Origin of the sequence: Actinoplanes awajinensis subsp. mycoplanecinus, from assembly GCF_001509495.1 — a bacterium.
GTDB classification, from domain to species: Bacteria; Actinomycetota; Actinomycetes; order Mycobacteriales; family Micromonosporaceae; genus Actinoplanes; species Actinoplanes palleronii.
Window position 1 is genome coordinate 1 of sequence record NZ_LLZH01000002.1, and the last position, 23,811, is coordinate 23,811.

A 23,811-nucleotide genomic window follows, 5' to 3' on the forward strand; every position below is an offset into this window, starting at 1 on the left:
CGCCCACACCCGGCCCACGGCCTGTCGCGCCCGGCTTGCCTCGTGCTCCACCCATTTCGTCCAGCTCGCCGTCGGGGAGTCCCCGCTCGCCTTGGCCCGAGCCCCGGGGGTGCGGCGGCGCGTGCCGCAGCCCCGGCTGGTTCTCGCGGCCCTGTTCGGGTGTTCGTGGCGGCGCGTGTCGCGGCCCCGGCTGGTTCTCACGGCCCTATTCGGGCGTTCGTGGCGGCGCGTGTCGCGGCCTCGGCTGGTTCTCACGGCCCTATTCGGGCGTTCATAAAGGCAGTCAGGTCCAGCTGGGCGTCTCCGCGCCGTGTTCTGGTGGGTGACAGCGGCCGTGAGGGTCAGCTGAGCGAGCCTGGCTGGTTCTGAAGGGCGACGCGGATCCGCGATGCCTGATTGCGTGCGTTTGCCGCCCAGGGGTGGGCGGTAGACGTCCGCGCTACTGGATTGCGGCCCGCCGCCGCCCCGGCGGGGCTTGGGGTGCGCTCCGCGCCCGAACTTCACACGCTCGGCTGTTTTCACTGGTGTGTGGGGGATTCGGGTCGCAACCTCACCCGCTCATGTGGAGGGACGGGGCATCGGGGCGGGGCCGGGTCTGGTAGGCACGGGCGTTATGGGAGAAGTTGCCGGGATCCGGCGGTATCCGGTGAAGAGTGCGCGCGGCGAGAGCCTCGGCGAGGTGTCGGTCGAGAGCGGTGGGCTGGCCGGGGACCGGACCTGGGCCTGTGTCGACGACGCGGATCAGACGATCGGGAGCGCCAAGCATCCGCGCCGGTGGGGTGGGCTCCTGGAGGTGACCGCGGCGGGGGAGCCGGCCACGATCGAGGTGGGCGGGTCACGGTACGGGGCCGGCAGCACCGAAGCGGACAAAGCGCTCGGCGAGCATCTCGGGCGGCCGGTGCGGCTGACCCGTACCGTGCCGGCGCAGCCGCGGATCCACCGGTTGTTGCCGGACGACTCCGGGATGGTGCCGGACTGGCTCGCCGAGCTGCGACCCGGGCAGGAACGGCTCGAGGAGTCCGGTGGGTATGCGCGGACCGGGCGGTTCGTCGACTTCGGCGCGGTGCACCTGGTCACCACGGGGCGCTGGCCGAACTGGCCGAGCGGGTCGGGCGCCCGGTGGCGGCCGACCGGTTCCGGCCCAACCTGGTGATCACGGCGGATGCCGACCCGGAGCCGGGCGCCGAACTGAGGATCGGTGACGTGGTGCTGCGGGTGCTGTTCCGCACGCCGCGCTGTGTGGTGCCGGGGCTGGGGCAGACCGGGTTGCCGGCCGACCCGGCGGTGCTGCGGACCCTCGCCAGGCATTACCGGGTCAGGGTGTTCGGCGACGGCAAGGCCGCGTGTTTCGGGGTGTACGCCGACGTGCTCCAACCCGGCCACCTGAAACTCGGCACCCCAGTAGCTCCGGCATAGCCCCCCGCTGTGTGTGGAGTTGCGGCGCGCAGCGCGCCGAAAGTCCCCACGCTGTGCTGTTTCCGGCCGTGTGTGTGAAGTTGTGGTGCGGTGCGCGCCGAAAGTCCCCACGCTGCAGGGTTTCCGGGCGTGTGTGTGAAGTTCGGGTGCGGAGCGCGCCGAAAGTCCCCACACAGAGCCCGCCCTCCCTGGGGGCTCCCCCTTTGACAGTGTGGCGGGGAGGGGGTTGGGGGTGGGGGCGCGTTGTGGAGAACTCTGGACGGTGGAAAAACGGGACCTCTCCGGAAACGCTGCGGCCAGGGGTTTTCCGTGACCACCCGCGGGCGTCGCCCCGGAGGGTTTCGCGTTCGGGACGCGCCAGCGGCCTGCGAAGCCCGCAGGGGTCCCGGCGGGAGCGGCGGTCTGTACCCCGGCGGACGCACGCGGCGGGAGCGGCGGTCTGTACCCCGGCGGACGCACGACATCATGAATTTGATCTTGATGTGGCACGGCGGAGCGGGCGGATCGGCGAGGCGGTACGTTTCCTGGCATGTCCCGACCGCGTCCCGCCACCATTCGTGACGTCGCGGCGCTGGCCGGGGTGTCGGTGGGCACCGCGTCGAAGGCGTTGAACGGGCGCGGCTCGCTGCGCGCGGAGACCGTGGCGCGGGTCCGGCAGGCGGCCGGGCAACTCGACTTCCGGGCCAACGAGGCGGCCCGCAGCCTGCACGCGGACCGGACCTACACGGTCGGGATGATCACCACGGACACCATCGGGCGGTTCAGCATCCCGCTGCTGATCGGCGCCGAGGACATTCTCGGCGCGGGGCAGGTGTCCGTGCTGCTCTGCGACGCGCGCGACGATCCGATCCGGGAACGGCACCACCTGCAGGTGCTGCTCAGCCGCCGAGTCGACGGGATCATCGTGACCGGCCGGCGGGCCGGGACGCGGGCGCCGATCGGGGCCGGCCTGCCCGTTCCGGTGGTGTACGCGTTCCTCGCCTCGGCCGACCCGGCGGACTGCTCGATCGTCCCGGACGAGGCGGCCGGGATCCGGATCGCCGCGGAGCATCTGCGCAGTACCGGCCGGTCGCGGCTGGTGCACGTGACCGGTCCGGAACACCATCACTCCGCCCGGGTGCGCGCCGAGGCCCTGACCGGGCTGGTGGCGGCGCCGCTCTTCGGCGAGTGGAGCGAGGCGTGGGGGCGGCGGGCGGCTGGGCTGCTGCTCGCCCGTGGGGGCGATTTCGACGGCGTGATCTGCGGGAACGACCAGATCGCCCGGGGTGTGGCGGAGACGTTGCGAGAGGCCGGCCGGGACGTGCCGCGGGATGTCGCGGTGACCGGTTTTGACAACTGGGACGTCATCGCCGAGGCCAGCCGGCCGCCGCTGACCAGCGTGGACATGGACCTGGAGGGCCTGGGTCGGTCGGCGGCCGGGCTGTTGCTGGACGCGATCGCCGGAAACCCGGCACCGGGCCCGCACCGGCACCCGACCCGGCTGATCATCCGGGATTCGTCAGTTCTCTGAAACGAGGCACGTTTCTCCGAGGCGCAGACGTTGAGCCACTTCCCAAGTTAGGCTAGCCTAACCAAAGTCGGGTTGGCTGCCGGACTTGGTGTCCCACCTGCTCCGCTGCCCGGTGCAGGTGGGACACTCCTGCGCGTGCTGGACCAGTTGCTGCCGTACCCGGTGCGTTCCGCGGTCGCGTTCACCGACGACCCGGACGAGGCCTGCTATCCGGGCGAGGAAGCCCTGGTCGCATCGGCTGCGCCGGGCCGTCGCCGGGAGATCCTGACCGCCCGCCGCTGCGCCCGGGAGGCGCTGCAGGCCCTCGGCCGTGCCCCGGCCCCGATCCTCCGCGGCCCCCGGCGGGAGCCGATCTGGCCGGACGGGGTGGTCGGCAGCATCACCCACTGCGCCGGCTTCCGCGCCGCGGTCGTGGCGCCCGCCGGCGACATCGCGAGCGTGGGCGTCGACGCCGAGCCGCATGCCCCGCTGCCGCCCCGCGTGCTCGGCACGGTGACCACTCCCGCCGATCGTGACCTGCTGGCCCGTCTCGCCGTCACGCACCCGGACGTGTGCTGGGACCGGCTGCTGTTCAGTGCCAAGGAGTCGATCTACAAGGCGTGGTTCCCGGTGACCGGCCGCTGGCTGGGCTTCGAGGACGCGCGGCTGGACATCGACCCGGAAGCCGGAACGTTCACCGGCCACATCCTGATCGACGGTCCGCTGAGCCGGATGTCCGGCCGCTACCTCGTCGATCGAGGTCTCATCCTGACCGCCGTCGTCACCCACCCGGCTCGCTAGCCTCTGCTCAGGCGCGGGGGTGTCGGTCGACCCGGGCGCGACCACGTTGCAGCGGGTGCCCTCACTTAGCAGAGCGGCGAGGCCTGGCTTCCCTCGTTGCGGCTGGCGATCTTCTCGATCCGGCACAGGTCGTGCACGGCCACGGCCGGGTCCAGTTGCCACACCCCGAACGTCCACTCGAACCCCGAGCTCACCAGCAGCCGGCTGTCCGGGGAGAAGGCCAGCGCGCCGCTGCGGTCCTGGTGCCCGGTCAGGGTGGCGGCCAGCTGCCGGCTGCCGGTGTCCCAGAGGTGGACCCGGCCGTTGAACTCGGTCGACGCGATCGTCCGGCCGTCCGGGGCGAACGCGACCGCGTCGACCTGCTGGATCTGATCCGGGGTGTGCCAGCGCACCTGGGTGCCGTCCGGGCTGCGGACCTCGACGTGGCCGCTGGTCCCGGCCACCGCGAGGGTGCCGTCGACCGGTGACACCGCGAGGTCGAGGGCCTGGTAGGCCCCGAGCGGGAGGCTGCCGGCCTCCGCGAAGTCCGCCGTGTGCCAGCGTCGCAGGACCGAGGAGAACCTATTCGGTACGGAGGAGGTCAGGGTCGCCAGCAGCGTCGAACCGTCCGGGCTGAACGCCACGGCGTAGGGCGAGAACGTGTCCTTCGGCTCCGGGCGGAACCGGCCGCGCACCTCCCGCCGGACCACGTCGTAGAGCACGATCTCGGCGGCGTTCTCCCGATCGGCGGCGGGGTCGAAGATCTCCCGCGCGTTCGTGCCGGTGGCGACCGCGACCAGTGCGCCGTCCGCGGAGGTGGCCAGGTCGTTGGGCAGCCCGGCGAGCGGGACGGTCTCCCGGATCCGGCCGGTCTCCGCGTCCCGCACCTCGAGCGTGTGCGCGCCGGTGGCGACGACAAGGGTGCCGCCGGCCGCGTAGGACGCCCGGCCGAGCCCGCCACCGGCCCGGATCTCGGTGACCAGCAGGCGCGAGGCCGTGTCCCAGACGCGCACCCGGCCGTCCTCGACCGCGGTGGCCAGCCGTCGGCCGTCCGGGGAGAACGAGCTGCTGAGCACCAGCCCGTCGTGCCGGAGCCAGGTGGTCGTGCGCCGTAAAACCGCGGTCGGTGCGTCGAGGCCGGTGACCACGGCGAGGTGACCGTCCGGCGAGACGGCGGCCGCGGTGTATGCCGCCACGCCGGTGTCCTGGGTCGTCTTCGTGTCGCCGGTCAGCGAGAACACCACCGAACTCCGGTTGCCGTTGTTGGCGATGACCGCGCCGTCCGGGGTGGTCGCGATCCGGCCGGCCCCGGGGGTGCCGGCGTCCGGGATCATGGTGCGCAGCTTCTTGCCGGCGGGCACCGACCACTGGGCGAGCTGCCCGAACCGGTTCGCTCCGACCAGGGTGCCGTCCGGCGCGAACGCCACGTGAACGGTCTCCGGGATGTCGGTCACGACTGTGCCGTCGCTGAGCCGCCAGACCCGGGCCGGAGCCGTCATGCTCTTGCCGATCGCCACGTACGCGCCGTCCGGGCTGACCGTGATGTCGTAGGCGAAGTAGTCGCCGACCGGGATCGACCGGATGAGCCGGCCGGTCGCCGCGTCCCACATGCCGAGCTGGGCGCCGCTGACCTTGAGATCGGTCCGGGACGCCACCACCGTGGACGTCCCGGGCAGCCAGGTCGCGGCCGCGCCGCCCGGCAGGCTCCGGAGCGGCCGCCCGGTGCCGGCGTCCCAGATCTGCAGGCTGCCGGCGGCCAGGGCGCTGGAGAGCAGGAACCGGCCGTCCGCGGAGAACGCCACCGAGACCACCGGCTGTTGGGTGTCCTCGCCCGGCGTGACCAGCGGCTCACCGATGGATGCGAGGGTCTCGGCATCCCAGAGCCGGATCGTGCCGTCGGGGTAGCCGATCGCTATCCGCGCGCCGTCCGGGCTGACCGCCGCGGAGTGGCCGCCCGGCTCGGTGCCGAGCGTGCCGATCGAGTTGGCCATCTGCGCCGAGAGCAGTGCGCCGCGCGCCTCCACGGTCGGCGACTCCTGCCAGCCGTCCAGCGCCCGCCGGACCGCGGTGATCTCGTTCCGGTCCAGCGCGTTCAGGGCCTCCACCGCATACTGCCGGGACAGCGCGTTCTGCCGGCTGGCCTGCGCCTCCTGCTTCTTCTCCACCGCGACCTGCTGCTGGTTCACCGCCACGAGACCGCCGGCGACCGCCAGCAGCAGCGCCACCGCCAGCCCGGCGACCAGCCGGCGCAGCCGCCCGTTCGCCCGGCGCCGGGCCGTCTCGGTGCGTTCCGCGGCCTCCGCGCCGGCGGCCAGGAACGCCCGCGCCTCGGCCGGCAGCCCGCCCGCGTCGGTCAGCCGCTCCCGGGCGGCGAGCAGCCGGGCGCCGCGGAGCAGCAGGTCCGGGTCGTGGCCGGATCGCTCCCAGTCCTCGGCGGACTCGATGACCCGCTGCCGCAGCTCCAGGTCGGCCTCCGCGTCGGACACCCACCCGGCCAGGCGCGGCCAGCCGGTCAGTAGCGCCTCGTGGCTGATCTCGACGGTGTCCGTGCCCGCGGTGACCAACCGCTCGGCGACCAGCCGGTCCAGCACCCGGGAACCGCCAGGGCTCCGCTCACCGCGCCGGCGGACGACAGTGTTGTTGCTGGTCACCGTGACCAGCGAGAGCAGCGCGACGCGCAGCACCTCCTGGTCCTCCGGCGTCAGGTCCAGATAGATCCGCTCGGCCGTCTCCGCGATCGCGTGCCGGATGCCGCCGGTCTCCCGATAGGCCTCGACGGTGAGCCGGTCGCCCTGCCGGCGCTCCCAGGTGGCCCGCAACGCGTGTGCGAGCAGGGGCAGCGCTCCGGGCTCGTAGCCCCCGCCGGCCGTGGCCGGGCGGCCGCCGAGCGAGTCGGCGCCGAGGTCACTCAGCATCAGCTCGGGCAGGCCGGGGTCGACGGTCAGCCCGGCCTGCTCGGCCGGCTCGACGACGGCCCGGCGCAGCGCCTCGGCGTCCAGCGGGCCGAGCACCACGTGGCCGGCGGCCAGCAGCTCGGCCAGCGGCGGCAACGCGACGCAGGCCGGATAGAAGTCGGAGCGCACCGCGATCACCACGAGCGCCGGCGCCGCGCCGGTCAGCGCCGCGGCGAAGGCGAGCCGCTCGGCCGGGTCGGGGCACTGGGTGAACAGCTCCTCGAACTGGTCCACCACGATCACCGGCCGCCGCCCCTGGTCCGCGGCCGCCCCGGCCAGGCGCCCCAGGAGCTGCGGCTCCCGCCGGATCTCGCCGGCCGACGGCAGCGTTTGACCGGTGGGTGGGTGCCGGATCAGGCCGGTGAGGCTCTGGACCAGGTCGTGCAGGGGTGTCGAGCCGGGCGTCAGCACCAGCCAGGGCCACCGCGTCGCCTCCGGGCCCAGCCGGCCGGCGCCGATCGCCGGCAGCAGACCGGCACGCAGCAGGGACGACTTGCCGGCACCGGAGACACCGGTGACGACGAGCGGCGGCCCGCCCACCGTCTGCTCGCTCAGCCGGGCCAGCAGCTCGGCGACCTGCGCCTCGCGCCCGCGGAACCACGGCGCGTCGGCGGGCTGGAAGCTGGCCAGACCGGGATAAGGAGGGACGGAACCGGCGGACGCCTCCGGAGCCGGCAGCGGCTCCAGGGTCACCGCGACGAGCTGGCGCCGGACCTGCTCGAGCTGCTGGTTGAGCAGGAAACTCTGCCCGGCGAACTGCTGCCGCAGGTCGTCGATCGAGCGGCGGACGTCGGTGAGCATCCACTGCAGCGCGCCGACGTCGCTGCCCAACTCGTCGAAGGCCTGCTCCAGCTGCTGCCGCAGGTCGTCGTCGGCGGTGGCGGCCTCGGTCAGGGCCGTGGCGACCGCGTCGACGCCGTGCAGCAGCGCGGAGACCTCGGCCTGCAGCTGCCGGCTCTGCTGGTCGCCGGCGTTCAGCAGGGGCAGCAGGTCGTCGGCGACGGCATCCCGCCACTGCGTCTCGGTGATCGGGCCGGTGCCGCGCATCCGCTGCGCCGTACCGGCCAGCGTGTCCGCGAGGAAGTTGCTGCCCAGGCCGCCGAGCTGGGCCAGCGCCACGGCGAACTCGGCGGAGACACCGAGCCCGGCGCCGGCGACCGGTGCGACGGCGGAGGCGGTGAGAAAGGCCAAGATTGCGTACGGACTGGCGCCCTGCACCCGCTCCCGCGCCCGCCGCCCGGTGTCCCGCACCCAGGAGCGCACACCGGCGCGGGCCCGCTCGGCGGGCTCCGGGGTGAGATCGGGTTCGGTCATGGCTCCGTCCTTCGTGGACATCGGCGTTGCTCGGAGCCCCATGGTGGCACCGATGGGCGACCCGGCACATCGGACCCAGGTCGTAGTTTCGGGCGGCGATCTTCCGGGCGGCGCTCGTACGAAAAAATGTCGGTGGGGCTGCGTACTTTGGGACCGTGACCGAGAAACCGCCTCGCGAGGACGTCGGCCGCCAGCCGATGGCCTGGTGGCCGGTCGGCCTGATCGCGTCCGCCGCGACCCTGCTGTTGCTGATCACCGCGGGTCGGTACGACTATCACCGCGACGAGCTCTACTTCCGTCTGCTCGGTGCCCACCCGGCCTGGGGTTATGTCGACCAGCCGCCGTTCACCCCGCTGCTCGACCGCCTGGCGATCGAGTTCCTCGGCGATCACCTCTGGGCGATCCGGCTCCCCGGCGCTCTGATGCTCGGCCTCGCCGCCCTGCTCGCCGCGGCGATCGCCCGCGAGGTCGGCGGTGGCGCCGGCGCCCAGTCGGTCGCGGCGTCGGTGGTCTTCGGCACGTTCCCGCTCACCGCCGCGCACGTCGGCTCCACCGCCGCACCTGACCTGCTGGTCTGGCTCGGGGTGAGCCTCTTCGTGCTGCGTGCGCTCCTGCACGACCGGCCACGGTCCTGGCTGTGGGCCGGTCTGGTCGCTGGGCTCGGTCTCTACAACAAACACCTGGTCGTGCTGCTTCTGCTGTGCCTGGCCAGTGGTCTGCTGCTGGTCGGCCCGCGCGGGGTGCTGCGCTCCCGGTGGCTGTGGGGCGGCGTCGCGATCGCGGTGCTCGTCGGCCTGCCCAACCTGATCTATCAGGTGGCGAACGACTTTCCGCAGGCCGAGATGGCCCGGGCGCTGGCCGAGGAGAAGGGCGCCGAGTCCCGGGTGCTGCTCGTGCCGTTCCAGTTCGTGCTGATCGGCCTGCCTCCGGTGTGGATCGCCGGGATCGTCACGCTGCTGCGCGACCCGCGGTGGCGGCCGATCCGGGCGTTCGCCGTGGCGTACCCGTTGATGTTGATCTTGTTGTTGGTGATCGGCGGGCAGCCCTACTATCCGCTGGCCCTGCTCACGGTGCTCTTCGCGATCGGCGCCGTGCCCACGGTGCGCTGGCTCGCCGGCCGGCCCTCCCGGAAGTATCAGCTGGTCACCGGGCTGGTGATCTTCAGTGCGATCGGGATGATCACGTCGCTGCCGGTGATTCCGGAGAGCCGGTTGGCCGGCTCGTTCCCGGCCGAGGTGAACCAGACGATCGCCGATCAGATCGGCTGGCCGGAGTACATGGCGCAGGTCGCCGCGGTCTACCGCGCGCTGCCGGCCGCGGATCAGGCCCGCACGGTGCTGTTCACCGGCAACTACGGCGAGGCCGGTGCGCTCGATCGGTTCGGCCGCCCGCTCGGCCTGCCCCAGGTCTACAGCGGACAGAACGAGATGCACCGGTTCGGCCCGCCGCCGGACGATCACGACGTGGTGATCGCGGTGCTGCAGTCGCCGCCGCGCTGGGCCGGCACGTGCACCGAGCGCGGCGCGCTGCGGAACGTGGCAGGTGTCGAGAACGAGGAGACCGAGGAGGCGCACATCTATGTCTGCCGTTTGACTGTGCCCTGGCACACGCTCTGGCCGGGGCTCCAACACTATTCGTGACCGTTGTGCGACAGTGCGGTCATGATCAATGCGGACGTCACCCGGCGGGTGGTCACCGAATTCCTGGCCTACGTGCGATCCGGGCGTGATCCGAGCCGGGCCGTTTCGCTGATGGCGCCGCAGGTGCGGGCCCATCAGGTGCAGTCCGAGGACCCGGTGACGATCATGCGGAGTCCCGCGGACTATGCCGAGCACGTTCAGGAGATGGTCGACACCTGGGGCGATTTCCACCTCCAGGTCGAGGATCTGCTGGTGGACGGCCCGCGGGCGTATGTCCGGCTGGCGCAGACCGGGCGGCACATCGAGACCGGGCGGGTGGTCCGGCAGATCAACGCGGTGGTCTACCACGTCGAGGACGGCCGGATCACCGAGTACTGGATGCAGATCGACCGTGCGGGCCTGAACGCCCAGCTGCACGGCGAGCCCCGTCTGAACTGAACCGGCCGGTCCGGGCGGTCCGTCTGCGGCGGGGTGCGGGTGGCTTTTCGGCTGCGGGTGAGCCGTGGGGAGCAGGCCGCTGCTTTCCGGTACGCCCATGGGCGTACCGGAAGGTCCGTCCCGGAGCGGACGCGGTCCCGCGTCGCGTCCGCGACAGTGGGCAGATGACTGAGCGTGCGTTTCGTTTCGGAGTCATCGCCGGGCAGGCCCGCACCGGCGCGGAGTGGGCGGCGACCGCCCGGCGCGCCGACGAGCTCGGGTACGACACCCTGCTCATCCCGGACACCCTCACCACGTTGTCGCCGTTCGCGGCGCTGGCGGCGGCCGCCGCGGTGACCAGCTCACTGCGGCTCGGCACCTACGTGCTGAACGCGCCCAACCGCACGCCCGCGCACGTCGCCTGGGAGACGGCCAGTCTGCAGACGATCAGCGACGGCCGGTTCGAGCTCGGTGTCGGCGGCGGCCGGCCGAACGGGCACGCGGACACCGCTGCGCTCGGCGGGATGTGGGGCACCCCGGGGGAGCGGCTGCACCGGACCGCAGACACCATCGCGGCCGCCCGCGCCCTGCCGGACCCGCCGAAAGTGCTGGTCGCGGCGTCCAAGCCGGGCATGATGCGGCTCGCCGCGGAGCAGGCCGACGTGGTGACGTTCGGGCTGCCGCCGGCCACCACGCCGTCCGAGTTGTTCCGCGCCGCCGCGTCGTTCCGAGCGCTGTCGAACCGCGCGGACCAGGTCGAGCTGCTGGCCGCCGTGACCGCTTTTGCCCCGAGCGTTCTCGCCCTGCCGGAGTGGCTGTCCCGGCAGGTCGGCGGCGATCCGCGGGAGATGGCGGCGTCCGGCGCCGCGGCCTTCCTGATCGGTGACGTGGATCAGGCCGCCGAGGAGCTGCGCCGGCGACGGGCGGAGGGCGGTTTTTCGTATTTCGCCGTGAACGGCATGTTCCTGGAGGAGTTCGCCCCGGTGCTGCAGCGTTTGCGCGCGACCGAGCCGGTCAGCGCCGGGTGAGGCCGGATCTTTCGCCTCGGACCGCCCAGGCAGCGGCGGTGAGCGGGATCGACCCGTCCGCCCCGGAGGGCAACCGTTCCCGGAGCGACTCCCGCAACGCGTCGCGCTGCGTGTCGTTCCGGGTGCTCAGGTAGCTCGGCGCGGTTCCCTGGCCACCCAGGAACGGCGTCCAGAAGTCGTCGAAGTCGCGGAACACCGTCGGGATCTCGATCCGCCGGGTGGTCACGTCCCGCAGCCCCGCCCCGGACCACCAGGCGGCCAGCACGTCGTCGCGGCAGAACGCATATCGGATCGCCTCGTCCCGGTTGCCCAGCTCCGGATCGAGGTCGGCGGCCGCTGCCCAGAAGTGCTGCATCATCGCCATGCCGCCGGCGTAGTCCCAGACGTAGGCGGCGATCACCGCGCCGGGCGTCGCCACCCGGCAGAACTCGGCGACGGCCGCCTCGGGATGGGGCACGAAGTTGAGCGCCAGGCCGCTGACGATGGCGTCGAAAGAGCCGCTGGCCAGGGGCAATGCCGCGGCATCCGCAGCGCACGGCAGCACCTGCGGGTGTGCTGTGTACGGCTTCTGTTCAGATGGCGCGTGTCGTGACGGTTCGGATGGCGAGCGGGGCAGCGCGGTGAGGAAGCCTGGTGACGAGTCCGCGCCGACGAGCAGGGCCGGCGCGGGGATCTGCCCGGAAAGTGCCCCGGTCCCGCAACCCACGTCGAGCCATCGCCGCCCGGCCGGCACGCCGATCCAGCCCACGAACACCTCCGCGACCCGGCGACTCCACCGGCCCACGTAGGCCTCGTAGGCATCACCCACCTGCCAGGAGATGTCCCCCATCCTTCGAGGCTAGGACCATCCCCGGCGTTACGCCTCCCGGGTTTGTCCACAGGGTGGCGACCGGCTTGTCGGGTTGTCCACAGGGCTTCGGTGGAGGCGGCTCGGAATCTGCGACCGTGGCGCGATGCTTCCCGGATCCGACGATGACGAGTTCGCCCGGACCTGCCTCGAGCAGGCCGGCGTTCTCACCGTGGCGCAAGCCGTCCGCCTTCTGGGGCGTGGCATCGCCCGAGGTCACGTGAACGCCGGTCGATGGCGCCAGGTGTGCCGTGGCATCGTCACGACGACGAACGGTGAGCTTCTCCGGCGGCAGCAGCTGTGGGCGGCTCTCCTGCTCGCCGGACGAGGCGCGGCCCTCGCCGGGGTGACCGCGCTTGCCGAGGCCGGCGTCCGCGGACTCCGGGACCCCGGCATCCGGGTCCTGGTGCCGGCTGAGCGGAATCGGACACTGCGCCTGCCGGGGCTCCCGTCCGACATGCCACCGGTCCGGATCACCCGGACCCGGCTGCTGCCGGACGAGCACCGGCAGGCCGGCAGCCCGCCGCGGATGATCGTCGCCCGGTCCGTGGTGGATGCGGCGGTCTGGGCGCCGACGTGGGACGCCGCCCGCACCGTGATCGCCGCGTCCTGCCAGCAGCGCCGAGTCACCCCGGCCGAGATCTTCACGGTGCTGGCTACGCGTCGGCGGTTGCCGAGGTTCGCTCTGATCAAGGCGACCCTCAACGATGTCGCGGGCGGTGCGGAGGCGCTGTCGGAAATCGACTTCATGGAGCTGTGCCGGAGGTTCGGCTTTCCGGCACCCGACCGTCAGGAACGTCGCAGGGATCGGTCCGGGCGGATCAGATTCCTGGACGCCTACTGGAAACGGTGGCGCCTGCACGTCGAAATCGACGGATCACATCACATCGACGCGGGGCACTGGGAGAGCGACATGATCCGGCAGAACCAGGTGTGGATCGACGGCGACCGGATCCTGCGTTTCCCGGCCGCGATGATCCGTTCCCAGCCGGAAGCGGTAGCCGTCCAGCTCCGACAGGCGCTAGAAGCCGCCGGCTGGCGCCGCTGACCCCCGGAGTGTGTGGAGTTTGGGTGCGGAGCGCGCCGCAATTCCCCACGTAAGCGTGGGGTAGGCGTTGTGGGGAGTTTGGGTGCGGAGGGCGCCGTAACTTCACACGCAAGGCTGGGGCGGGACGTCAGATCTGGCGGTCTCGGCCGGCGAAGAAGCCGGCGATGATCTGGGGGACCATCAGGCAGACCATCACGCCCAGCGGTGCGCGCCACCCGTCCGTGGCGTCGTGCAACGCCCCGATCAGAATCGGTCCCGGGATGGCGATCAGATACCCCACGCCCTGGGCGAACGCGGACAGTCGCACCACCGTCCCCGGCGTGCGCCCGCGCAGCGCGATCATGGTCAGGACCAGTGGAAACGCCGTGTTCACGATGCCCAGCAGGACGGCCCAGAGCCACGGCGCCGCCGCCGGATCCGCCCAGAGGCCGGCATAACCTGCAATACCGAAAAGCCCCAGCCCGACCGCAATGCCACTCTGCGAGCGCACCCGGCCGGCCAGCGCGGAAAGCCCCATCCCGAGCGGCACCCCGAGCAGCGAGGTGGTCGCGAAGAGCAGCCCGGCGAGTTCCGCGGAGAGCCCGGCGTCCCGGTAGATCTGCGGGAGCCAGCCGATGATCACGTAGGCCGAGGTGGACTGCATGCCGAAGTACACGGCGAGCGCCCACGCGACCGGCTGCCGGATCACCCGGATCGGCGGTGCGCCGTCGTTCCGGGTGGTGGCCGGTGTGCCGTTGCGGGAAGAACGGGCCATCAGCAGCCACGGCGGCAGCGCGATCACCGCGCAGAGCGCCCAGCACGCCAGCCCGAGCCGCCAGTCGCCGAAGCTCTTGGTCAGCGGGACGGTCGCGGCGGCCGCCGTGGTGGCGCCGATGTTCAGCGCGACCGTGTAGAGCCCGGTGACCGTGCCGACCTGGGTCGGGAAGCGGTCCTTGACGATCGACGGCAGCAGCACGTTGACCAGCGCGATTCCGGCCAGCGCCACCGCGCTGAGCAGCAGGAACAGCACCGAGTTCGGCGCGTAGGGCCGGACCGCCAGCCCGGCGGTGAGCAACAGCAGACCGCCGGCGATCACCGGCGGGGCGCCGAGCCGCCGCGCGATCCGCGGCGCGAGCAGGCCGATAGAGGCGAAACAGAGCACCGGTACGGACGTGAGCAGCCCGGCCACCGCCCCGCCCATGCCGAGCCCGTCCCGGATCTCGGTGAGCACGGGGCCGACACTTGTCACCGCGAGCCGCAGGTTGACCGCCGCGAGCACCAGCGCGACGAGCGTGAAGACCTGCCCGCTGCGCGGCCGGATGCGTTGTTCCTCGAGCACTGCCACGGCACCATCTTCGCCCCGGGGCGGTGCCGCCGCGAATCAGCGTGCGCAGCCTCACCACGCCCCGGCCTGCGCGAAAGCCGGACCAGGTATATGCCCGGCCCGGCCAACGGTCATTACAAGTCGATCAACAGAAGCGACAGCAAGTCGATCAAGTAAGGCAAAGCAAGTTGATCAAGCAGAGGCAGAGGCAGAGGCAGAGGCAGAGGCAGAGGCAGAGGCAGAGGCAGAGGCAGAGGCAGAGGCAGGACCAGAGGCAGGACCAGGACCAGAGGCAGAAGCGGGAGCGGCGGCAGGGACGGGAGCAGCGGCAGGAACGGAAGCGGAGGCAGAAGCAGAAGCGGATTCCTGCTCCCGCTCCACCTGCTCGTTCCAATCGCGCTTGCTCGACTGCCAGCCGTCCTCGTTCAGGCCGCGGCGCCAATACCCGGAGATGGACAGCTGATCCATCGTCAGCCCGCGGTCGAGCCGCAGGTGCCCGCGCAGCTCACGGACGAAGCCGGCCTCGCCGTGCACGAACGCGTGCACCCGCCCGGCCGGGAACTCCAGCCCGCGAACCGCCTCGACCAGCGCCTCGCCGACCGGCCGCGCCCCGCGGTGCAGCCAGGTGACGGCGCTGGAGGTGTCCAGCTTCTGCTCCTCGTCGGGCCCGTCCACCTCGATGAACGTCCGGACCGTCGCGCCCGCCGGCATCCCGGCCAGCGCGGCGTTGATCGCCGGGAGGGCGCTCTCGTCACCGGCCAGCAGGTGCCAGTCGGCCTCGGGGCTGGGGGAGTAGCCGCCGCCCGGGCCCATGAACCGGAACACGTCGCCCGGTTTCGCCCGCGCGGCCCACGGCCCGGCGATGCCGGCGTCGCCGTGCACCACGAAGTCGACCCACATCTCGGCGGTCTCCGGCAGCCACTTGCTGACCGTGTAGGTCCGCACCACCGGCCACGACTCGCGCGGCAGGGTCTCCCGGATCGCGTTCATGTCGAACGGCTCCGGGTAGACCACGCCGGCCGGTGGGAAGATCACCTTGATGTAGTGGTCGGTGTAGCGGCCCGCGTCGATCCGGGCGATCGCCTCACCGCCGATGACCACCCGCACCATGTGCGGCGTGAGCTGCTCGACCCGGGTCACCACACCTTCGTGGGCAGGTCGCGCCGGTCTGTTCGCCATGTCTGTACCTCACTGCGGGCGGAAGGATCTTCGGCAAGTAAGGCTACCCTTATTCCCGGCGATCGTCCGTGCCCCGCGCGCAATTTTCGGATTCCCGACACGCCGCCAGGGTTTGCCGGCGGCGGGCACTTCGGACGCTGTCCATGCTGGTCAGCGCATTGTTCCCGGGTGCCGACTACCCGATTCGGCCGGAAAGAAACAGCCGGGCGGTGGACCCCGTCACCCCCAAAAGGTGAGAAAGCGACATTTACCAACCTGAAGCGCCGCAAGATTCGGAACAGCGCGAGGTCCTGGTCGCCGCAAGGTCTGGAAGCGGCGCGGGGCCCGCCGGAAACATCCGGCAGGCCCCGCGTCACAGCTGATCATTTCTGGTCGGTCACGGCAGTTGCCGGTGACGACCGATCATTTTTCGGTACGACGGATCAGTACCGCCGAGGGCGCGACCGAGCGAAGGCGAACGCGATCACGGCCAGCAGCACCAGCACCGCACCGCCACCGAACCACGCCGGGTGGTCGCCGAGCAGGGTCAGCGGGCCGCCCTTGGCGTCGTTACCGGCCGCCGGCTCGGCGAGTACCGCGTCGGAGGTGCTGGTCGGCTCGGCCTGGTCGGGCTCGCCACCGTCCACGCCGTAGTCGGCCGACCCGGCCGCCTCTTCGCTCTCGGTGACCTGCGGCTTCGGCTTCTTCGTCGGCGCCTTGGTGGTCGTCTCCTCGGTGGTGGACTCCGTCTCCTCCGCGGAATCGGAGTCGTTGTCCGAGGTCGTCGACTTGGTGGTGGTCTGCGCCGGCTTGGTGGTCGGCTTGGGGTTCGGGGAGATCGTGGTCTTCGTGGTGCCGGTGGTGGTCTCGTCGTCGGTGGTCGAGCCACCGGTCGAGCCCGCGGTGGTGGTCTTCGTGGCGTTCGGCGAGACCGTGGTCTTCACCGTGGCCTTCGGGGTGGCGGTGGCGTTCCCGGAACCGGTGTTCGTGTTGTTGCCGGTGTTGCCGCCGTTGTTCTGGTTGTTACCACCCTGGTTGTTGCCACCGGTGTTGTTGCCGCCGGTGTTACCGCCCTGGTTGTTGCCACCGTTGTTCTGGTTGCCACCACCGGTGTTGCCACCCTGGTTGTTGCCACCCTGGTTGTTGCCACCGTTGTTCTGGTTGCCGCCGTTGTTGCCGCCACCCGCGGCGGAGACGGTGATCCGTACGGCGTCGATGGCCGGGGTCTGGTTGGCCCGCTCCATCATCGGCGTGCGGTGCGACCCGTCACCGGCCCAGGACGCGCACTGCGCGGTGCCCTCGGCGGGCAGCCCCGGCACCTGGATGGTCACGGTGTCCGGCGCGCGGTCACCCTTCTTGTCCTCGGTGGCGACGAAGAACGCCGGCACCGGCGCGGGGTCCGGCGCTTCCTTCGTGCTGGCCAGCAGCCGGCACGCGGTGTGGAAGTGGCCGCGGACGATCCCGTTCTGCAGAACGCTGGACTCCACGTAGTACCCGCCCTGGCCGGCGGCCAGGAACCGGTCGCGGATCAGGTTCCGGGTGCTCACCTTGAGGGTGAACGGCGTGTTCGGCGCGACCCGGGCCGGCGCCTCGGTGATCAGCAGCGACGCGTCGTTGGCGGCCGAGGCCACCTCACCGAACTCGGTGGAGACGCAGCGGTCGCCCTTCTGGAAACCGTCGTGCGCGGTCAGGTTGCTGTCGATGCAGGTGTCCGTGAGGATCTTCTGCCCGTTCACGATCTTGCCGGCGCCGCTCTCGCTGGCAGCCTTGGTGGACGGTGTCTCGTCGGCGTGCGACAGCTGGGTGAAACCGATGACGCCACCCACGGCGACGACCACGGCCCCGGCGGCGAGCAGCCGGGTGCGACCCGACCCGGCGGCCGCTAGGCCGGTACGACGGTTGCCCGAGCTTCCCATGACGTGCCCCTCCATATGTGGCGTCCGCCATTCGTGTGGCGCCGACGCCCAGACGTTAGGAGCACCTCTCACAGAAAGCAATTCCGGAACTTTATTTAAGGTTCTTGCGGCCAAAACTTAAAGAAAAGATATGAGTCGGGCGGTGAACCGGGGGGCATCCACCGAACGGATGATGCCGGGGGTTCAACAAGATCACGAAAAAAATCTCTGACCTGGTCTAACTCAACCACAGCCCACGCGCAGAGTAAACGTCCCGCAACACTTCGACGCGGTCGGTCATGATGCCGTCCACGCCCATGTCGAGCAGCCTGCGCATTTCTTCGGGATCGTCGACCGTCCACACGTGCACTTCCCGGCGAAGTCGATGGACGTATGTGAGAAATCGCGGGGTGAGTACCGTGAACCGGCCGTGCCGGACCGGGATCTGCACGGCGGCCACGGATTCCGGCAGGCGCACCGGCATCCCGGTGATCGAGGCCAGCCGCAGCCGGGCCACGCCGCGCCTGCCGACCGACGTCGCCACCCGCGGGCCGGCGAGCGCGCGCACCCGGGCCAGCCGGGCGTCGCTGAACGAGGCGAGCAGCACCCGGTCCTCGGCGCCGGCCCGCCGGACCGTGGCCACCGCCGGTTCGGCGACCGCGTCGGACTTCACGTCGACGTTGAACCTGACCTGCGGCCAGGCGTCCAGGACCTCGTCCAGGCGGGGCACCGCGGCGGCACCGCCGACCCGCACCGTGGACAGGTCGGCCCAGGTGAGGTCGGCGACCCGGCCCGGGCGCCCGGCGACGCGGTCCAGCCGGTCGTCGTGGATGACGACCGGGACGCCGTCCGCGGTGGCGTGCACGTCGGTCTCCACGTACCGGTAACCGAGCCCGACCGCGCGGGCGAACGCCGCGGCGGTGTTCTCGTCACCCTCCGCCGCCCCGCCGCGATGGGCGAACGCCAGCGGTTTCGGCGCGTCGAGGTAAGCATGATCCACAAGAGCAGTATGCCGGGGTTGTTGCGAAGACGTAAAAGAAGCCGACGGGCATTGACCATCGACATTGCTCTGATGATCCTTATCCCACGTGCGTGGAGGGCGGCAGGGAACTGGAAACGATCGAGTACGACGTGGTGATCGTCGGCGGCGGCACGGCAGGTTCCGTGGTGGCGTCCCGGCTGTCGGCAGATCCGCAGCTCAGGGTGTGTCTGATCGAGGGCGGACCGTCCGATGTCGGCGATGACCGGGTGCTCCGGCTCCGGAACTGGCTGAACCTGCTGGAGACCGCATTCGACTACGACTATCCGACGGTGCCCCAGCCGCGCGGTAACTCGCACATCCGGCACTCGCGTGCCCGGGTGCTCGGCGGCTGTTCCTCGCACAACACCATGATCAGTTTTTTGCCGCCCGCGGCGGATTTCGCCGACTGGGTGGCGGCCGGCGCGACCGGCTGGTCCTTCGAGGAGATGCTGCCCTACTGGGAGCGGCTCGCCATCAATATCACCCAGGTGGCCGAAAAGGATCGCAACCCGCTCGCCGCGGACTTCGTGGCCGCCTGCCACAGCGCGCTCGGCGTGCCGGTGACCGACGACTTCAACGCCGCGCCGTTCGCCGACGGGGCCGGTTTCCTGCCGGTCGGCTACCACCCGGAGACCGGGATCCGCTCCTCGGCGTCGGTCGCCTACCTGCACCCGCACCTGGACCGGCCGAACCTCACGATCATGACCGAGACCTGGGCGTACCACCTGGACCCGGAGCGCGGCGTGACGGTGCGGACGGCCGGCGGGGACCGGCTGATCACGGCCCGGCACGAGTACGTGCTCTGCGCCGGCGCGGTGGACACCCCGCGCCTGCTGCTGCTCTCCGGGATCGGACCGGCCGACGACCTGAAACGGCTCGGCGTCCCGGTGCGCCTCGACCTGCCCGGGGTGGGCGAGAACCTGCTGGACCACCCGGAGTCGCTGATCCTCTGGGAGGCGAGCCGGCCGATCCCGCCGATGTCGGTGATGGACGCCGACGCCGGGCTCTTCGTCCGGCGGGACCCGGCGGCGGACCGCCCCGACCTGATGTTCCACCTCTACCAGATCCCGTTCACGGTCAACACCGCGCGACTCGGCTACGACGTGCCGGAGCACGGCTTCGGGATGACACCGAACGTGCCGCGCCCGCACAGCGTGGGCCGGCTGACCCTGGCCGACGCCGATCCGGCGACGAAGCCGCTGCTGGACTTCCGGTACTTCACCGACCCGGACGGCTACGACGAGCGGACCATCGTCGACGGGCTGCGGCTGGCCCGCGAGGTGGCGGCGACCGAGCCGTTCGCGTCGTGGATCGCCCGCGAGATCGCTCCCGGTCCGCTGCTGCGCACCGACGAGGAGCTTTCCGCGTACGGGCGGGCCGCGCACCACACCGTCTACCACCCGGCCGGCACCTGCCGGATGGGCGCGCCGGGTGACCCGGCCACCGTGGTCGGGCCGGACCTGCGGCTGCAGGGCTTCGACAACGTACGTGTCGCGGACGCCTCGATCTTCCCCACCATGCCGACGGTGAACCCGATGGTCGCGGTGCTGATGATCGGCGAGCGGGCCGCCGACCTGATCCGGCGGAGGTGACCGGGGTGACCCCGACGATCGCGGTGCGGAACCTGTGGAAGGTGTTCGGCCCGCGCCCGGACCGGGTGGTCGGCTCCCCGCTGGCCGACCTGCCCCGGGCCGAGCTGCGCGCCCGTACCGGCTGCCTGGCCGCGGTCCGGGACGTCAGCTTCGAGGTGGCCCGCAACGAGGTCTTCGTGGTCATGGGGCTCTCCGGCAGCGGCAAGTCGACCCTGGTCCGCTGCCTGACCCGGCTGATCGAGCCGACCAGCGGCGAGATCGAGATCGACGGCGAGGCGGTCCGCGCGATGAGCGCGAAGCGGCTGCGCGACCTGCGCCGGCACCGGGTGGCCATGGTGTTCCAGCACTTCGGGCTGCTGCCGCACCGCTCGGTGCTGGACAACGCCGCCTACGGCCTGGAGATCCAGGGCGGGTCCCGCGCGGACCGGTACCGCAAGGCTGCCGAGGTGCTGGAGCTGGTCGGGCTGACCGGCCACGAGCAGCAGCTGCCCGAGGAGCTCTCCGGCGGCATGCAGCAGCGGGTCGGTCTGGCCCGGGCGCTGGCCACCGACCCCGAGGTGCTGCTCTTCGACGAGCCGTTCAGCGCCCTGGACCCGCTGATCCGCCGGGACATGCAGGCCGAGGTGCGCCGGCTGCACGCCGAGGTGGGCAAGACCATGGTCTTCATCACCCACGACCTGGCCGAGGCGCTGACCCTCGGCGACCGGATCGCGGTGCTGCGCGACGGCGAGCTGGTGCAGGTGGGCACGCCGGAGGAGCTGGTCGGCGCCCCGGCCGACGGGTACGTCGAGGACTTCGTCCGGGACGTCCCGCGTGCCGACGTGCTGACCCTGCGCTGGATCATGCGCCCGGCCGTCGACGGCGAGGAGTACGAGGACACCCCGCTGCCGCAGGACACCGTGATCCGGGACGCCGTGCCGCGGGTGCTGCGGGCCGCCCGCCCGATCCTGGTGACCGATGGTGATCAGCGGGTAGGTGTCGTCGACGCGGAACGGCTGCTGCCCGCGCTGCTGGGGCACCGGCGCCAGGTCCCGGCATGACCGCCGTCCTCGCGAAGCCGGCGCCGCCGCGGGAGCGGAACGGGCGGAACCCGCGGGGCGCGTGGAGCAGGCGCAAGGAGCCGTTCACCCGTCGTACCGTGATGGGGTTGTCGGTCGTCGCGACCGTGGTCGCGTATCTGATCTTTCGCACGACGGCGGCCGCGGACGCACCCGACGCGGCGGCGTTCCGGCTGTTCGGCGACGTGCGGGACTGGGTGGACGACAACCGCGACACCCACCCGCTGTTCCTGTACGGCATCAACTACCTGCGTCTCGGTGTGCGGGTGCTGGTCGAGGGGATCCAGGCGGGGCTGACCGGTCTCGGACTGCCCGGGCTGGTCGCGGTGGCCGGCGCGGTCGCCTTCGTGCTCGGCGGCTGGCGACCGGCGCTGCTGGCGGTCGCCGGGTTCCTCGGTTTCGGGTTCCTCGGCCTCTGGCCGGAGAGCGTCGACACGCTCGCCCTGACCCTGACCGCGGTGCTGCTCGCGGTGCTGATCGGGGTGCCGATCGGCGTGCTGGCGGCGCGGGTCGGCTGGTTCGGCACGGCGCTGCGGCCGGTGCTCGACGTGATGCAGATCCTGCCGACCTTCGCCTATCTGGCGCCGATGACACTGCTCTTCCTGATCGGCTCGCCGGCCGCGGTGGTGGCCACCCTGATCTACGCGGTGCCGGTGACCATCCGGATCACCGAGCTGGGCATCGCCGGGGTCGCCCCGAGCGCGGTGGAGGCGGCCACCGCGCAGGGCTCGACCGCCCGGCAGCTGCTCACCAAGGTCCGGCTGCCGATGGCCCGGCCCACCCTGGTGCTCGCGGTCAACCAGACGATCATGATGGCGCTCTCGATGGTCGTGGTGACCGCGCTGATCGACGCGCCCGGCCTGGGCGTGAACATCCTGCGCGCGCTGGAACGGGTGAACGTCGGCGCCGCGTTCGACGCCGGTCTGGCGATCGTGCTGATGGCGATCGTGCTGGACCGGGTCACCACGGCCGCGGCCCGCAGGCAGCACCGGGACTGGCGGCTCGCCGTGCCGGTGCTCGCCGCCGCGGCGCTGATCGCCGCCCTGCCGATCCCCGGTGACCTGCCCACGGTCTCCTTCGCGAAACCGGTCAACGACCTGACCGGCTGGCTGGAACTGCACTGGTACGACGGCACCGAGTGGCTGAAGAACACGGTCAGCGCGGTGCTGCTGAACCCGCTGGAGAACCTGCTGGTGACCACGCCGTGGTGGCTCTTCGTCCTGGCCGTGCTGGTCTTCGGCCTGCTGCTCGCGGGCTGGCGGGCGGCAACGGTCGCCGCGCTGGCGGCGGCCGGGCTGTCCGGTCTGGGCCTCTACCAGCACGCGATGCAGACCCTGGCCACGGTGCTCGTCGCGACCGCGCTGACGATGCTGATCGGTATCGCCGCCGGGGTGCTCTGCGCCCGGAACGACCGGCTGGCCGCGGTGGCGCGGCCGGTGCTGGACGCGGCGCAGACCATGCCGTCGTTCGTCTACCTGCTGCCGGCCGTGGCGCTCTTCGGCGCCAGCCGGTTCACCGCGATCGTGGCCGCCGTGATCTTCGCGGTCCCGCCGGTGGTCCGGCTGGTCGAGCGCGGGATCCGGGACGTGCCGCCGACCGTGGTCGAGGCCGCGCTCTCCGCCGGGTCGACGCCGGGCCAGCTGCTCTGGAAGGTGCAGCTCCCGATGGCCCGCGGCGGACTGCTGCTGGCCGCGAACCAGGGGATCGTGATGGTCCTCGCGATGGTCGTGGTCGGTGGCCTGGTCGGGGCGGGCGCACTCGGTTACGACGTGGTCGCCGGGTTCTCGCAGCGCGAGGACTTCGGCCGTGGACTGGCCGCCGGGTTCGCCATCGTGCTGCTCGGCGTGCTGCTGGATCGCCTCACTCAAGGGTTCAACCGTACGAAGGGTCCGTCCAGATGAGAAAACTCCTGCCAGCCGTCCTGGCCTCCGTCCTGCTGGCCGGCTGTGGCGGTGCCACCTCCGACGCCGGGGGGAGCGCGCCCAGCGCCGGTAGCAAGGGCACGGTCAAACTGGCGATCAACCCGTGGGTCGGCTACGAGGCGAACGCCGCGGTCGTCGGATACCTGCTGGAGCACGAGCTCGGGTACACCGTGGAGAAGAAGAACCTGAAGGAGGAGATCTCCTGGCAGGGCTTCGAGACCGGCGAGGTGGACGCGGTCCTGGAGAACTGGGGCCACGACGACCTGAAGAAGACCTACATCGAGGAGAAGAAGACCGCGGTGGACGCCGGGCCGACCGGCAACACCGGGACGATCGGCTGGTACGTCCCGCAGTGGCTGGCCGACGAGCACCCGGACATCACCGACGGCGCCAACCTCAACAAGTACGCGGACCTGTTCAAGACCTCCGAGTCGGGTGGCAAGGGTCAGCTGCTGGACGGCGACCCGTCCTACGTCACCAACGACGAGGCGCTGGTCAGCAACCTGAAGCTGAACTACAAGGTGGTCTACTCCGGCAGCGAGGCGGCGCTGATCAAGGCGGCCCAGCAGGCCACCGCGCAGAAGAAGCCGCTGCTCTTCTACTTCTACGAGCCGCAGTGGCTGTTCGCCAAGGAGAAGTACGCCCGGGTGAAGCTGCCGGCCTACACGGCGGGCTGTGACGCCGACCCGAAGAAGGTCGCCTGCGACTACCCCGACTACAAGCTCGACAAGGTGGTCAGCAAGAAGTTCGCCGACTCCGGTGGCGCCGCCTACCAGCTGATCAAGAACTTCACCTGGACCAACGACGACCAGAACCTGGTCTCGGACTACCTCACCAACCAGGGTATGGACGCCGACAAGGCCGCCGAGAAATGGGTGAAGGAGCACGAGTCCACCTGGAAGCCGTGGATCCCGGCCGGTAGCTGACCG

At 71.5% G+C, this 23,811-nt stretch carries 16 protein-coding genes and 2 pseudogenes; 12 read left to right on the forward strand and 6 right to left on the reverse strand.

All coding sequences use genetic code 11. The features are described 5' to 3' along the window. Positions 1–613 precede the first annotated feature (613 nt). The 4 genes from ADL15_RS01225 to ADL15_RS01235 all read left to right on the forward strand — a co-directional run bounded on the left by ADL15_RS01225 (position 614) and on the right by ADL15_RS01235 (position 3,706). Positions 614–1,153, forward strand: a complete 540-nt coding sequence (locus ADL15_RS01225) for an MOSC N-terminal beta barrel domain-containing protein (RefSeq protein ID WP_232343838.1) — start codon at positions 614–616, stop codon at positions 1,151–1,153. After that, positions 1,120–1,416, forward strand: coding sequence for an MOSC domain-containing protein (locus ADL15_RS54890; protein ID WP_232343839.1), 297 nt, complete (start codon positions 1,120–1,122; stop codon positions 1,414–1,416). The genes ADL15_RS01225 and ADL15_RS54890 overlap by 34 nt, the downstream gene beginning before the upstream one ends. Positions 1,417–1,945: 529 nt before the next feature. After that, entirely contained in the window at positions 1,946–2,926 is a 981-nt protein-coding gene (locus ADL15_RS01230) for a LacI family DNA-binding transcriptional regulator (protein ID WP_067684239.1), read from the forward strand. A gap of 135 nt (positions 2,927–3,061) precedes the next feature. After that, positions 3,062–3,706 carry a 4'-phosphopantetheinyl transferase family protein gene (locus tag ADL15_RS01235; protein WP_067684243.1) on the forward strand — a complete coding sequence of 215 codons (645 nt, stop codon included), beginning with the start codon at positions 3,062–3,064 and terminating at the stop codon, positions 3,704–3,706. Positions 3,707–3,771: 65 nt separating this feature from the next. Here the strand turns inward: ADL15_RS01235 and ADL15_RS01240 are convergent, their stop codons facing one another. Beyond that, positions 3,772–7,953 carry an NACHT and WD repeat domain-containing protein gene (locus ADL15_RS01240; RefSeq protein ID WP_067684246.1) on the reverse strand — a complete coding sequence of 1,394 codons (4,182 nt, stop codon included), beginning with the start codon at positions 7,951–7,953 and terminating at the stop codon, positions 3,772–3,774. 155 nt (positions 7,954–8,108) lie between these two features. Between ADL15_RS01240 and ADL15_RS01245 the strand changes: the two genes are divergently transcribed. The 3 genes from ADL15_RS01245 (at position 8,109) to ADL15_RS01255 (ending at position 11,038) form a co-directional block, all read left to right on the forward strand. After that, positions 8,109–9,593, forward strand: a complete 1,485-nt coding sequence (locus ADL15_RS01245; RefSeq protein WP_232343840.1) for a glycosyltransferase family 39 protein — start codon at positions 8,109–8,111, stop codon at positions 9,591–9,593. A 21-nt stretch (positions 9,594–9,614) separates the two neighbouring features. Next, positions 9,615–10,031: an ester cyclase gene (locus tag ADL15_RS01250; protein WP_067684249.1), complete on the forward strand. Its 417-nt coding sequence runs from the start codon at positions 9,615–9,617 to the stop codon at positions 10,029–10,031. Positions 10,032–10,195: 164 nt separating this feature from the next. Next, positions 10,196–11,038: an LLM class flavin-dependent oxidoreductase gene (locus ADL15_RS01255; protein ID WP_067684251.1), complete on the forward strand. Its 843-nt coding sequence runs from the start codon at positions 10,196–10,198 to the stop codon at positions 11,036–11,038. On the opposite strand, the gene ADL15_RS01260 is transcribed toward ADL15_RS01255, so the two are convergent. Then, positions 11,025–11,867, reverse strand: coding sequence for a class I SAM-dependent methyltransferase (locus ADL15_RS01260; RefSeq protein WP_067684253.1), 843 nt, complete (start codon positions 11,865–11,867; stop codon positions 11,025–11,027). The genes ADL15_RS01255 and ADL15_RS01260 overlap by 14 nt on opposite strands. Before the next feature lie 124 nt (positions 11,868–11,991). Between ADL15_RS01260 and ADL15_RS01265 the strand changes: the two genes are divergently transcribed. Then, entirely contained in the window at positions 11,992–12,933 is a 942-nt protein-coding gene (locus ADL15_RS01265; protein WP_067684255.1) for an endonuclease domain-containing protein, read from the forward strand. A gap of 127 nt (positions 12,934–13,060) precedes the next feature. Here ADL15_RS01265 and ADL15_RS01270 read toward each other — a convergent pair whose 3' ends face one another. The 4 genes and pseudogenes from ADL15_RS01270 to ADL15_RS01285 form a co-directional block, all read right to left on the reverse strand. Then, positions 13,061–14,257, reverse strand: a complete 1,197-nt coding sequence (locus ADL15_RS01270; protein ID WP_067684258.1) for a CynX/NimT family MFS transporter — start codon at positions 14,255–14,257, stop codon at positions 13,061–13,063. A gap of 333 nt (positions 14,258–14,590) precedes the next feature. Continuing rightward, positions 14,591–15,415 (reverse strand): annotated as a pseudogene (locus tag ADL15_RS01275) (siderophore-interacting protein); the annotation flags it as partial. A gap of 1,169 nt (positions 15,416–16,584) precedes the next feature. Next, positions 16,585–17,124 (reverse strand): annotated as a pseudogene (locus ADL15_RS54895) (hypothetical protein); the annotation flags it as partial. A 403-nt stretch (positions 17,125–17,527) separates the two neighbouring features. Continuing rightward, complete coding sequence (locus ADL15_RS01285; RefSeq protein ID WP_067684264.1) at positions 17,528–18,289, reverse strand: glycerophosphodiester phosphodiesterase; 762 nt, start codon at positions 18,287–18,289, stop codon at positions 17,528–17,530. A gap of 92 nt (positions 18,290–18,381) precedes the next feature. On the opposite strand from ADL15_RS01285, the gene ADL15_RS01290 reads away from it, so the two are divergent. From ADL15_RS01290 to ADL15_RS01305, 4 genes are read left to right on the forward strand one after another with little or no spacing between them, the layout of a single operon-like run. Continuing rightward, positions 18,382–19,902 carry a GMC family oxidoreductase gene (locus ADL15_RS01290; RefSeq protein ID WP_232343841.1) on the forward strand — a complete coding sequence of 507 codons (1,521 nt, stop codon included), beginning with the start codon at positions 18,382–18,384 and terminating at the stop codon, positions 19,900–19,902. 5 nt (positions 19,903–19,907) lie between these two features. Beyond that, a complete protein-coding gene (locus ADL15_RS01295; protein ID WP_067684466.1) occupies positions 19,908–20,942 on the forward strand; it encodes a quaternary amine ABC transporter ATP-binding protein in 1,035 nt (344 codons plus the stop codon). Continuing rightward, positions 20,939–22,861 (forward strand): ABC transporter permease, encoded by a 1,923-nt coding sequence (locus ADL15_RS01300; RefSeq protein WP_067684267.1) that lies wholly within the window; start codon positions 20,939–20,941, stop codon positions 22,859–22,861. The genes ADL15_RS01295 and ADL15_RS01300 overlap by 4 nt, the downstream gene beginning before the upstream one ends. Further along, positions 22,858–23,808 carry an ABC transporter substrate-binding protein gene (locus ADL15_RS01305; protein WP_067684270.1) on the forward strand — a complete coding sequence of 317 codons (951 nt, stop codon included), beginning with the start codon at positions 22,858–22,860 and terminating at the stop codon, positions 23,806–23,808. Before ADL15_RS01300 ends, ADL15_RS01305 begins: the two co-directional genes overlap by 4 nt. Positions 23,809–23,811 lie beyond the last annotated feature (3 nt).